Genomic DNA, 12,532 nt, shown 5'->3' with positions numbered 1-12,532 from the left:
GGACGCCGTCGCAAAGGTAAATGGTGCATTTGTAGGGAGAGTTGTTTGAGTCAGCGAACCATTGCGCTTTACTTGTAATCCGGCACCCACGAATTTCATTGGAGGCGATCCATCATGACTGACCGTCAGTAAATAGCTGCCCGATCCACCTAGCTAGGCAGCGATCGGAAGGCTTAACGCTCGCCGACTCGAAATGTGGCGTGCGGAAACAACGGGGTTGCGTCGGGGTAATAATGAAACCAGCAAGACAACTCGAAGAATCCCTTTCATGGCGGCTGATCACCGAACTCTGGCGACGCTTCCCTGATCGGTACGCCCTTATCGAAACACATCCCGGTGACGGACAGTACGATTGCCTCAGCCTCGTCGAGTTCTCCGACGACCTGCATTCAGTTCTTGACATCAATCGTGGTGGCGGCAGCGTCCATGTGCATTGCGGCCGAAGTCCCCAGTCTTGGGCGGCCTGGCCGGATCGAATGCTCGCTGACTCGTGTGGATTTCTCGACGAGATTGGGGCAGCAATCGGTTTGACGACCCCAGAACAATTGCCAAAATCCACGACAACGACAATTACATTTCGCTTTATCTCCGAGTTTCTCACGCACGCGATCGGACGATTAGAACAATGGCAGTGTCGAAACGGGTTCTGCGACACTTCAGGATTTGGCGGTGGAAAGCGCGAAGAATGGTTCAATTGTTTCCCTGGACTGATTACCCACGATTTGCCAAAACGGCTGGCGAACGGGGGCGTGGCGTCCGCGTATTGCTACTGATTCATGCTCAAGAACGACGATCCCGTGATCTGTCTCGATACGGACGGCCGGCTCCACAAAATGAACGGCGAAGCTCATGATCTCGTCGCCAGTTACAGCAGGCACAAGCGAGTATGGCCAGTGATTATCGAATCCGCATTGGAACTGCTGCCTTGACTCACTTCCCGGTGCACGAACGCAGGGTTGTTGCTCTGTGTCTGGAGAAGCTAAAGGAGTATGAATTTGAACGCCGACGAGCGAGACTACACTGAAAAGCAGATGCGGGAAGACTTTGAGCGCAATCTTCCCGCTCGATTGGATCGCATGATTCGGGTGCCAATTGGCTCAATCGGCCCATTGCACCATTTCGCAACTCCGATCCTCGAATGCCGACGGATGTTCATCGCCGGTCATTTTTACGGCTGCATCAGTTTGGTTCAGGCAGTGGCTGAAGCTGTTGCTCGCTTTCTGCTGTCAAAGAACCCACATCTAACTGTTCCCGATCCGAACGAATACGCGACCGTGGTCAACACCTTGCAACGCGACCGTGCCAATCCCGTGATCACCCCTGCAACCTTCGCAGCATTCGGCCGGATTCGCGGCCCAAGGAAAGGCAAAGAAGACCGCAACGTCTATCATCACTTGGACGAAGACATCGAACTCGATCCTGTAAAGCTCGAAGCTCGTGCCGAGCAATGCCTGCTAGCGCTTCACGAGATTGAGTCAGACGTTTTCGGGTTTACGATAAACGACGGCAAGATTGTTCTAAAAAAAGAGAAATACTGGGATGTCGACCCGGCGACGAACATGGTGCGTGTCATGGTTCGCTGCGAGGTAATTTGAATGACCTTCGGTGCAGCCTCTCACGAGAAAGTCTCCATCACTGCGCTTGGTAGTGTTCTGCGCAACTCATCTTGAGCGTCACTTGTTGTGGCGCACCGCGTTGATTCCATCTGACGGGTTCAGTGAGTGCCGTAGCGGGGACTCAGTAGCTGCAACAAAGTGACTGCACTTGTCACCTCGTTTCACAAACAGTATTAGAAGGCCCCACAGCTCGTTTACGATAGCTGAGCCGACGGAGAGGGTCGACGGCCCGCAAATTTTGGAGGGGTCTATTTCCGCGACATTGAGCTGTCGCATCGACAGCGATTCTATGTTGGGAGGGAACAGGCACTATGGGGCACCAGCGACTCGGGACAATCCCGAAGAGCAAACCATTTGCTCAGGTTGTCGCCATGATCACCGGTGGGATAGGCGGAACCGGAGGCGCGGCGGGTGGTTCCATTCTTGGGGATGTCGAAAACATCGCTGCTGCCACCCTCGCAGCGGCCGAAACTGGCTTGAACCAGGCTCGCAACGACGCCGGTCTTTGTGACACCTTCTACCTCTTGACCCAGTTGGTTTTGGCGGCTCGCGACGAAGCGAACTGGCGTGGGGAATTCGCGAAACTGGGCATCACTCTGAGTGATGACGCCGGAATGTTCGAGTTCGCCTCGGAAATGCAATCCGCCATTCAAGATCGCTTGGACGAGAGAAATGCGTATTCCGACATTGCGGAGATGGCCCGCAAATCGGCCGTCGATGCCGTGAACTCGCTGGCCGGGCCGCATGCCACATCTTTGTTCGGCACAGGTCCCGAAGAACTTCGTGATGCCGTTCGGACGTTGTCCACTAAGAAGGGATTTGCGGAACTGGGGCGGACGTTCTTTGGTGGAATTCTCAAACAATACTTGAACTTCTACATCAGCAAGGAGACCCCCAACGCTGTTCGCGAGGGCCGCCTCAACGGTGTTGATGGGCTTCGCGAGTTCGAGTCTGCGCTTGAGCGTCATTGTTAACAGAGCGCAAAAATCGTCCAGGAGTTTTGTGGGGACTGGTACTCGAAAACCGAATGGCGTGAAGGCATCGATCCACAAAACACCTCGCGGGCGGTAGCGTTTGCGATCGAGAAATTGCAGCGGGAGCTGGCCCAGCAGGGAGGTGACAAATGAGTCAACCTCGCCTGTTCATCTGCGGTGGCGCTTCCCTAAAAGAATCAGACGAACGACGTAGCGGACGCACCGTGAAGGAGCTTCGGACCTTCGGGGCTGATGCAAACGTGCATTTCGTGGTCGAGGATTTGTGCAAGTCCTTCGGTGAACAAATTGGCGATCGGATCGTCGATCTCCTCGACATCGCTGCTTACGTCTATGCTGCGGACTGCAATACCGAGAGAGGGCATGCTGGTGTCGACACAGATGGAAAACGGACGTGGAGCCGCGACTTCCATTTCGTTGTCCCTGTGAAGGACCTGGCCTTTTGGCGAGATCAAAGTGTCTCTAAAGAACTGATGCAGTTGCTTGGCAGATTGTCCAATGACCGGTTTCACTTCGACTTTGTTGGGAAACCCTCAAAGGATCGTCAGCAGGTTTTCCAATACGACGATAACCCTGACTGGCCGTTCCATCATCCGGAACGTGTCCTGCTGTTTTCTGGTGGTCTTGATTCCTTGGCAGGCGCTGTTGAAACTGCCGCGACGGGCAAGAACGTCGTCCTGGTGTCGCATCGTTCAACCCCAACAATTCACAAGCGCCAACGAGACTTGCTCGCGCGGCTCCGGGCGGCTTATCCCAGTTCTCGAATGTTGCATGTACCGGGGGCCTTAAACTTGACGAAGGAGTTGCAGAGTCGAGAACCGACTCAGCGCACCCGGTCGTTTCTGTTTGCGTGCCTGGCGGCTGCGGTGGCCAAGTCGACTGAAGCGGGCGGCATTCGGTTCTTTGAAAACGGCGTCGTCAGCATCAATCTTCCGGTTGCAGACGAGGTATTGGGCGCGCGGGCATCCCGCACGACGCATCCTCGGACGCTCCATGATTACCAGTCGTTTCTGAGGCGGGTCCTTGAAACTGAAATCGTTGTTGACAATCCTTTCTTTTGGAACACAAAGAAGGACATCGTAGAAAAGGTTGCCGAATCGCCAGACCCACACCTGATTTCCCTTAGCCGATCCTGCGCTCACAGTCGCTTCACGACGAATTCGTCGTGGCACTGTGGCACTTGTAGTCAGTGCATTGATCGTCGGATAGCAGTAGTTGCAGCAAAGGCTGAGGAATATGATCAGGCTCACGATTATGAGGTGGAGGTGTTTACAGGCCCTAGGAAAGAAGGCTACGACCAGAATATCGCCCTTGATTACATCAGGCTCGCAAAAAACCTCAGTGAGTTAGGCCCCGACGGGATCTCTCGAAGTTATTCTGATGAGATTCTCGAAGCAAATCACTTTTTGGGCAACAATCGCCAGTCAGCTGAGCGATTGTGTGGCTTACTCAATCGGCATGGACAAATCGCAAGTGACGTTCTCGCGGCGCAAATCGCAAAGAATTCCAATCGATTCATCGCTGGAGACCTCGCGCCGAGTTGCATGATCCGCCTTGTGGCAGGGAACCAGCATCAAGTTGACGGCTCGCAGCGACTGGCAGGTGCAATCGTGAAGTGCCTGCGAGATGGCTTGCCAGCGGCCTGCCACGGTAAGCCCCCGAGTACGGAAACCGATTTGCAATCCCTGTGCGATGGCCTGTTAAAGGCAGCGGGACAACGACTGGAACGCGAATTCCCGTACGCGAGATGGGGCTTGATCGGCACCAAACCAGATTGGTCAAAGGAAGAGATCAACCTGTGGATCGAGATCAAATATGCGAGGGCCAAGTCCGCCTCACCCGGCAGGATCAGTGATGAAATCGCCACCGACATCACAAAATACGGAGACAATGGGAAGCGAGTACTGTTCCTGATCTACGATCCCAGTCGACTGATTCAGGATGACGAGGGCTTCGTCCGACCGATTCTATCGCACTCTGGAATGCTTGCTGAGGTCCTTCGATAAGTGTTCGACCAATCCCGAGAATCCTTGTCCCGATTCCAATAGGGCCGAAGCGTGTATCGTTCAGCCCAGGTTAAGCATGAGGCTCACACCCCATCACAGCACCTCGGCCATCGCTGCCAAAGGTGAAAAACACGGGAGCATCCTTCGTGGCGTCGGCGCGGACGCCCCATTTGACGGGGCGAGGCAATTTGGAAATGTTTCTGGCATACAACTTGGTAATGCTCACTGGACCGAATTCGACCGTCGTTGTCGTGCATGTACCGCAGATGGACTCGCCACAATCGTCGCATGCCGGGCAGCCCTCGCCCTCGCATTCATCGCATTCAGAAAGGCCGATGCTGTCGCATTCCGAACACGCCAGTAGAGTCTCACTTGGCCAGTCGTCCCATTCTGTGATCCGCGTCATCGGCTGCAAGAAACTCTCGAAATCTGGAAATCTGCCTTCAAACTTGGCCTCCGGCTCATCGGTCGGATGAACAATCAGAACATTTGCATTCGTCGCGACTTTAAGATTGCCGATGATGCGCGGCTCATTCATTGCGCATCGCGTGATGGACGGATCGTAGAATTCAGTCCAATTGATTTCAGTTGTCATCGGATCTTCCCGCTTCCTGCACTTTTTGTAGCTGACTCGATAGGCTATTCGCGTCGCCCAAAGCCCAATTCAGCACCTTCTCGATCTCAGACCTATTCGCGCGAAACACGCTTCGTAAACCTCGCCACCAAAATCTACCCAAACACCCCGGAATAATCTTCTTCGGTCATCATCAGCCTGGATGAGCGTTTGCGGAGGTGCTTGACGGACCACCGAAAACCGACAATTGCCAACACCAGTGCCGAGTGCCTGGATGTTGGCAAGACCGACTTGTTTGTGAGCGAGAAAGCCACCGCGTTTGAAGACGTCAAAAAACGGCTTGACCCAGCTCTCGCCCCCGACGATACAATCCACCGCCGCAAAGCTGCGCGTTGAATATGACCAAAAGGCTGAATTTCATCACTGACAAAGCTATCTTCTCCAAGGTGGGTCTACACAGCCGAGTGTGACGGCAAGATCAAGAGAGAACCGCAGGAGTCATGGGAATTGAGAGAACTCTCATCATTTGCAAGTCGGTTCATCACCAAAACACGGCGAAAGTGGCCCAGGCCATCGCCGACGTTCTGCACGCGGAGATTTGCGCCCCAGAAGACGTTCCCTACGCGGGTCTGGACGAGTATGACTTGATTGGGTTGGGCTCGGGCATCTATTTCGGACGGTTCCATTCAGCCTTACGACACTGGGTGTGCGAGATGCCCATCGTCCCTTCCCAAGGTCGGCGAGCCTTCCTGTTCTCAACGTCCGGGTTACCCCTCTTCTGGCGAATATGGCACTCGCCACTCAAATCCTGGTTGCAAAGGAAAGGCTGGGACGTCATCGCGGAGTTTCACTGCCGTGGTTTTGACACTGTCGGACCGCTCTGGCTGATGGGTGGGATCAATCGCCATCACCCCAATGACCGCGATCTGGAGCATGCAGCCAGTTTCGCGCGAGACATGTTGCTGCGATCGCATCCCTGTTGAACGATGGAACACGCTGCCGGTTGAGTTCATCGCCCCACTTCGACAGGTTGCTACGCAGTGTTCCCCACGCAATCGCAGAGCCGACATCAACGACGCAAGACTCCTGCAACGATCCAGAACAGGCGATTCTGTCCCACATTTTCAGGCCTTTCAGCGTAGTAACAGATGGAGCGAGCAACGGAAACCACTCAGGAATGGGTGACCGAGACTCGCCTTCGGGCTCTTGGTTGGCTCCTCTCGCTAGGAGGTGGCTATGATGAAATCCAGAGTGCGTAAGGCGGCCCCGTGACCGGGGGCGGATTTCGCAGATACGGTTTGAAGGTTCGCCCGAGCTTTGCCTCGAAGGTCTTCACCTCAAATCCTGTTAATGGGGAATCACGATCCGCACGCTCACGAGGCCGAATGGAAGGTCGCCTAACGGCGGCCTTTCTTTTTGTCATGTCGGAATAAGGCAACAATCGTCTAACCGGCATGAGCTGTTGGCTTTTATCGCCCGCCATTGTCAGAGTGACCGTCATTGGGATGAAACGTCGGGCAGGACCAATCAAAAGAATGCCTCGGCGTGTGTCACCAGCTTGGCGGCACGGTGCTTGTACGCGAACGGAGACAGGGCGTGACAGAACGAATTCGCTGGATCGGGCTCGCCGTCTTCCTTGGCCTCTGCATCGGCGCTGGTGGTCTCGGAGCCGTCGCGACGACGCCTGAGATCGACGGCTGGTACAAGACCGTCGCCAAGCCCACCTGGAATCCTCCCAATTACGTATTCGGCCCTGTGTGGACCACGCTCTTTGTAATGATGGCAGTCGCTGCCTGGCTGGTCTGGAGACCGGCAGGGTTCATGTCTGCAAAGGTGCCGCTCTTGTTGTTTGCCGCGCAACTCGTCCTGAACGTGGCTTGGTCGTGGATCTTCTTCGGCCTGCACCAGCCCAGTTGGGCCTTTGCTGAGATCGTGATCCTGTGGTTGGCGATCGCAGTGACGATGCGAGCGTTTTTCCAGCGTTCCAAGCTCGCCGGTTGGCTGCTCGTTCCGTACCTGGCCTGGGTGAGCTTCGCCTCGGTGCTCAACTTTGGGATCTGGCGATTGAACTGATCAAAGCTACCTACCCTCTCTATTCAGTCGATCTTGTTCTCCCAGGAAATCTCTCTGGGTGGGGACGCGCCCAAATCTTGCAGCTGGCTGGGGCGTTGAGATTTTCGGGAATTCGGTGCCGAACCGTCGCCATCAATCTTGCTTCGATTGATGTTTGGTGGCAATTCTAGGCGTCGAATTCCATGCTGCCTAGGGCAGGCGACCACGAGTCGCAACTTCGGGAGGACTGCCAACTCTACCAGTTGGTTACCTCCCGAATACCAAGCAAGCGGTCCTGACCAAGCCTCGTTTTCCTCGAAATGATGCGGAAGCCCTACTCGGCTCGCAGCAATGGAAGGGCTGGCCGGATCGAATCGTTGCTCCAACGGAGCGACATACAAGCGGTGACATTGCCTGAATTCTGCTTCCAGATCCGCTACTGCGCGGATTGACCACCCTTCGACGGATTCGTCTCCGGTACCTGGAAGTTGCGGCAAGTCGCTCCATCCCCCGCCAATGATGTGCGGTGGGCTACTTCGTGTTTCAGCCAGAACGGCTGGAGCAGATCGGTGTGCAGGGACACACATCGGTCGATGTAAGCCTTCACGTTTTCTTTGGGGACATCAGTATGTCGCAAAACACGAACATTCAATGGTGCGATAGCACACTCAATTTCATCATGGGCTGTCTCGGCTGCGAGCTGTACCCAACCCCGCAGAAGATCCTGGCAGCGATTGATCGCGCCTGCCTCCTGGCGGGAATTTCAGGCTGGACAAAGGAAACCGCGAAGTCCCTTTTTGGCGAAGTGCTGGCACAGGTCTGGGGCACGCTCGAAGAATCGGAGACCGGACCGGGCCAGGGACACCAGAACGTCCTGACCACCACAAACCTTCGGCACTTGCGGCAGCGAATGAAACGCCGCGCTGCTGAGCTGTTCTCCACGAAGGCAGGCCGTCTCATCCAGGCCACGATCGAGAAGAGCCTAAAGTGCTACGCTGCCCAACTCCACGCAAATCGGGGCTTCGACCTGCTAAATCCCCAGCGTAAGGTCAACGTGGGATACGCTCCGACTTTCGAGACGATCACCCTCTTTCCCGGTCGCACAGAAGCAGCGGCACGTTTCTCCGATTTGACCGGGGCCGAGCGGGACGAAAAGCCGTGGCTGAATGGATTGCCGCGTCTGATCTTCGTGTCGGACATGGGCGACGCCTTCTCGCGCAAGCAGGACTTCGCATTTCTGCGGAGCGAGATGGCAGCCTTTCAGACTCCGGAAGGACAGCGGCATCTTTGGCTGTGGCTGACTAAGCGCCCCGATGTGATGCGGCAGTTTGTCGACAGCATTGGAGGCTTCCCGGTCAACGTCTGCGCAATGACGACGGTCACTTCCCCTAAGACGCTGTCCCGAGTGGATGCTTTGCGTGAAGTGAACGCGGCGGTACGTGGCCTGTCACTGGAACCGCTCTGGGAACCTCTCGCGGACAAGATCGACCTCACCGGAATCGACTGGGTCATCGTCGGTGGCGAGAGCGGTGCGAGGGCCAACGTGGAGCTGTTCCCTGTGGAGTGGGCCATCGAACTGCGGGACCGCTGCCGTGAGGAAGGCGTCGCCTTCTTCCTGAAGCAACTGGGCCGCCGACCGAATCGTCTGGGACAGGAATTCAAGCTGCGGCATCAGCACGGCGGTGACCGGTCCGAGTGGACACGCGGTCTGCGAGTCCGAGAGATGCCAAATTACTTCTACAACTACGCACAGCAGATCGTGCAGGCGTAGAGCCGCTCCCGCTCCACCCTAACCCCGTTTAGCGGCTCACCATGAGGGCGTGCTCATCATTTCCAACCGGCGGACTCACGAGGAGTTCGCCGGTCATTGAAGGGCTTTTCATGTTTTCAATTCCCCAAACGTCCGGCGTTTACATCCTCGTTTTCCACCTTGCGAAGGCGACCAGCATCTCATTCGATCGAAAGGGAACACGGCACACATTCCCTCCAGGTTGGTATCTGTATGTGGGAAGTGCGTGTGGCGTGGGTGGACTCAGTCGCCGCTTGGAGCGGCATCGGAGTCGCATCGCTGACGGCAAGAACATGCACTGGAATGTCGATTACTTTCGCGAGCACGCGCTGCTCTGCGAAATCTGGTACAGCGAGACGGATGATTCTCGATTCGAGCATTACTGGGCACAGACTGTGGCTGATCTGAAGGGGGCGACCGTCCCGGCCCCGAAGTTCGGAGCCAGCGACTGTAAAGCTGATTGTCCGTCTCACTTTTTCCATTTGCCCGGATGCCCATCGACAGCCGTGTTTCGCTCGCAACTGAGTTCACGGGGGCATTCGACAGCAGTCTCTGTCGAGTTCATCGCAGAGCCACGAGGGAAGCGTTCCGCGCCTGGACTTCAATGTCAGTACCTGCTTGGAAGGCGGTTCCTCGAACATCGAAACCTCGCCATTCGAGACGGCAACTTGGAACCAGACGAGTGGACCAGCCTGGCAGAACATCGACGAGCGAGACTGCTCGCCGAGAGCGTTGCCAAGGAGATGAAGGTTTCGTTCCCGAAGCTCAAAGAAGCCATCAAGTTCGCCACGGCGGTTGAGACGCTCATCGAGAATTGCGGTGAATCGGCTTGGTCCGTCATCTTTGATCACAATCGACCTCAAGCTCGAAAAGCGATCATGAGACTGAGCCGAACTTCGGATGTGCGTCAATGTCATCGGGTCAAGGGAGTGATCGAAGGACTGTTTCGATCAATTGCCCCGCACTCGGACGACACCGTGTTTGACACGGTGAAATACGGGGAGGTGACCAGCCGACTTGCAAGGGCGAGGGGAAGCCTTGAGGAACTTCGGAAGAAGTTGAAGAAGACCCGCCAGGGTGGGCTACTTCAGGAAGCACAAAAGCTGTCCCGCCTTTGTCGCCTGTCCGCTCAGCGACTCGACATGTGCTTGAGAAATCGCATTGCCCCGGCGTCGGCCGTTCCGTGTTATCTTGGAAAGGAAACTATTATGCGCATCGTGAAAACAAAAACAGTCAAAGGAAAGGTGATCGGACTGGCTCGGGCAGCACTCAGGCTCATCGTCAAGAACGTCTGGGATTTCGGGGAAATGATGCGTCGCGGCCTGGTACCGACCGAACAACAACTCTATGACACACTTCGCGATATCAAGCAAATTCAGGAGACCGTGGAGATTGATTGATCGCCAGGTACTTTGCTCCTGACCTCTGCGTTAATGATTCTGCTCTCCTTTTGGTTGACTCACCTCCGTGTTTGTCAGCCGGAGTTCGGTGTTTCCCATTTCGACAATAGCTCTTGAAGTCGCTCCGCATGCTTTGCGAGATGATGCTTCATGGTTGGTGTCCTGACGAGATCCAGAACCACTTCTTTCGTGCAGGACTTGTACTGAGACATGATCCAGAGGAACTCCAAAGTGTATTCTGGAGTCAGCTTCACCAATGACCGACGAGCATCTGATACTTGGCGAGAATCTTGAGGGCACCAGCGGCCACCTGCTCTCGCCAGAAGATGAATCGACTTCATCTTGCCGCGCGCCCAGGTCGAATCGATTTTGCCGTCTGACCGATTGAGCAACTCATACCGGTCTGAAGAAAAAGACCATGACATTGAGTTTAGATCGGATGATATTCCCGAGCACGCACCTGTTTCTGAGTCGTTTGGGCTAACACCCAGTTTTAGAAGTTTCTCTGCTAACCACAGCCCTTCCTCATGGCCAACGGCCGAGAAGAGGACCTCGCGCGTCACTGGATGACCGACGTTCCATGCAATGCCTCGCACTTTGAGCACATCGTAATGCTTGTAAATTGCGGCCAATTCCAGCGCCGACAATCCACTCTCCTCATCGTCGTGTTTGCCATTCGGCAGTTCGGAGCCCCGCGCATAGGGGTCGGCTCCCGCCCAGAGCATCAACGACACCCACTTTACGTCGCCTTTTTGAGCATGATAGCGTAGTGCGATGTTGGCCTGTTTCAGAAGTTCGAGACGATTTCCGCCATCTCGCTTGAGTGCACTGAGCGCTGTGCGGGTTCGATTCACGAGAGCTACAGCCAAGGGATCGCCCGTTGTGAGATCGGCTCCTCGCTGAATGAAGAATTCCATGATCTCCGAATCCCAGGTCGAAAAGACGCTGTCCATGCGGATTTGAGCGGGATCGAAGCCGTGCTCAACCAGCAAGTGGATGATATCCATTCGGCGTAATTCCAACGCCCGGTCCATTGGACCATTCCACTTTGGGGCTTCAATGTCAGCCCCTGCCTTCAGCAGGACTTCGACCAGGCTGTGGAATCCGTGATCAATCGCGACTTCCAATGGCGTTTGCCGCAGGACTCCCTTACGTTCAGTTGGCGGCGGATTCACTGGTTTTCCAGCAGCGATCCAGTCCTGTATGGCGAACAGTTTACCTGCTCGACAGAGGCTGACGAGATGCTGGATTTCCTCCTCAGCTGGGGTGAGCTGTCGCGACTTGGCTTTCTTCTTTTCGACCTTACCAACGGTTGCGGAATCCTGAGTCATGATTTTCTTCTTCCACCTTCTCGTCCAAGAGCGACGCAGGACTTTCGGTCAATGGATCGAGCCAATCCGCTTGTCGGCAGGCCCATTCGAGCCATTTGGCCATTTCGCTTTCTGGCAGAATCTCTCCATGTCGTTCCAAGTGAGCTTGTTGGGCAGCCTGAATATACTGGCGCAGCGTTTGGCTCTTTCGCCAACGAACGGAGTCTTCCACCAACTGTTCAAACCGCTTTTTCTCCGCCAGTATGGCAGCTCGTTTCGCGGCACGAATCTGAGCCTCTTCCTGTCGTCGTAATTCGGCTTGCTGTCGTACTTCCTCTGCCTGACGTCGAACTCTTTCTGCTTGCTTTACTGCGGCTGCAAATTCCAGCAACCCTGCTACGATCACATCCAGGCGTTTCTCGAGTGGTTGCTTTGGCGTATCGCGCCAGGACTTGCGGCAGTCGACATACCGATACTCCTCGTGATCCCGGATTTGAAACGTCAGTTTCCCAGAGGGAACGAGCGCCTTTCGGTATCTGCTGAAGCTGAATTCGTAACGCCCGCTGAAGTCAGTTGGACCAGCCTCCTCTCTGTGCGTTACGAGAGCCTCGGCTATGGAGAATCGGACCGGAACGTCTAACAAGACAACACAGGGACCTGCACTGACAAGTTCTCCGCGAGTTTCAAACGCTCGAAGTAACGCATCCATGATGAGCAAAGCGCGCCGAAGCTGGCCCTTTGAGACGTGGACGTCAACCGGGAAGTCCTCAGGCAGAACAACCAGTCCTTCCGG

11 protein-coding genes and 1 pseudogene are annotated in these 12,532 nt (G+C 55.3%); 9 read left to right on the top strand and 3 right to left on the bottom strand.

Annotated features, from left to right (window positions below; genetic code table 11):
* Positions 1-233: 233 nt before the first annotated feature.
* The 4 genes and pseudogenes from VGE80_RS12510 (at position 234) to VGE80_RS12495 (ending at position 4,614) form a co-directional block, all read left to right on the top strand.
* Positions 234-929: pseudogene (locus tag VGE80_RS12510) on the top strand (TY-Chap2 family putative peptide chaperone).
* 66 nt (positions 930-995) lie between these two features.
* Positions 996-1,595: a hypothetical protein gene (locus tag VGE80_RS12505; protein ID WP_440592906.1), complete on the top strand. Its 600-nt coding sequence runs from the start codon at positions 996-998 to the stop codon at positions 1,593-1,595.
* A 332-nt stretch (positions 1,596-1,927) separates the two neighbouring features.
* Positions 1,928-2,590 (top strand): hypothetical protein, encoded by a 663-nt coding sequence (locus tag VGE80_RS12500; RefSeq protein WP_440592905.1) that lies wholly within the window; start codon positions 1,928-1,930, stop codon positions 2,588-2,590.
* Between the two features lie 149 nt (positions 2,591-2,739).
* Positions 2,740-4,614: a hypothetical protein gene (locus VGE80_RS12495; protein ID WP_440592904.1), complete on the top strand. Its 1,875-nt coding sequence runs from the start codon at positions 2,740-2,742 to the stop codon at positions 4,612-4,614.
* Positions 4,615-4,684: 70 nt separating this feature from the next.
* Here the strand turns inward: VGE80_RS12495 and VGE80_RS12490 are convergent, their stop codons facing one another.
* Positions 4,685-5,209 (bottom strand): hypothetical protein, encoded by a 525-nt coding sequence (locus VGE80_RS12490; protein ID WP_440592903.1) that lies wholly within the window; start codon positions 5,207-5,209, stop codon positions 4,685-4,687.
* A 201-nt stretch (positions 5,210-5,410) separates the two neighbouring features.
* On the opposite strand from VGE80_RS12490, the gene VGE80_RS12485 reads away from it, so the two are divergent.
* The 5 genes from VGE80_RS12485 (at position 5,411) to VGE80_RS12465 (ending at position 10,429) form a co-directional block, all read left to right on the top strand.
* The gene (locus tag VGE80_RS12485; protein WP_440592902.1) at positions 5,411-5,584 is read left to right on the top strand and encodes a hypothetical protein; all 174 of its coding nucleotides are present in this window, start codon (positions 5,411-5,413) and stop codon (positions 5,582-5,584) included.
* Between the two features lie 104 nt (positions 5,585-5,688).
* Positions 5,689-6,171, top strand: a complete 483-nt coding sequence (locus tag VGE80_RS12480; protein ID WP_440592901.1) for a flavodoxin family protein — start codon at positions 5,689-5,691, stop codon at positions 6,169-6,171.
* Positions 6,172-6,784: 613 nt separating this feature from the next.
* Positions 6,785-7,261 (top strand): TspO/MBR family protein, encoded by a 477-nt coding sequence (locus tag VGE80_RS12475; protein ID WP_440592900.1) that lies wholly within the window; start codon positions 6,785-6,787, stop codon positions 7,259-7,261.
* A 505-nt stretch (positions 7,262-7,766) separates the two neighbouring features.
* Positions 7,767-9,011 (top strand): DUF5131 family protein, encoded by a 1,245-nt coding sequence (locus VGE80_RS12470; protein ID WP_440592899.1) that lies wholly within the window; start codon positions 7,767-7,769, stop codon positions 9,009-9,011.
* A gap of 110 nt (positions 9,012-9,121) precedes the next feature.
* On the top strand, positions 9,122-10,429 hold the full coding sequence (locus tag VGE80_RS12465; protein ID WP_440592898.1) for a GIY-YIG nuclease family protein: 1,308 nt from the start codon (positions 9,122-9,124) through the stop codon (positions 10,427-10,429).
* A gap of 74 nt (positions 10,430-10,503) precedes the next feature.
* Here the strand turns inward: VGE80_RS12465 and VGE80_RS12460 are convergent, their stop codons facing one another.
* Together VGE80_RS12460 and VGE80_RS12455 are read right to left on the bottom strand one after the other, a co-directional pair.
* Positions 10,504-11,760, bottom strand: coding sequence for a hypothetical protein (locus VGE80_RS12460; protein WP_440592897.1), 1,257 nt, complete (start codon positions 11,758-11,760; stop codon positions 10,504-10,506).
* On the bottom strand, positions 11,732-12,532 hold an 801-nt coding region (locus VGE80_RS12455; protein WP_440592896.1), incomplete at its 5' end, for a hypothetical protein. The genes VGE80_RS12460 and VGE80_RS12455, both read right to left, overlap by 29 nt.

Source organism: Schlesneria sp., assembly GCF_036405755.1.
Lineage (GTDB): Bacteria > Planctomycetota > Planctomycetia > Planctomycetales > Planctomycetaceae > Schlesneria > Schlesneria sphaerica.
Note: the sequence above shows the minus strand (reverse complement) of the source record. Positions and strands in the feature narration are given on the sequence as shown.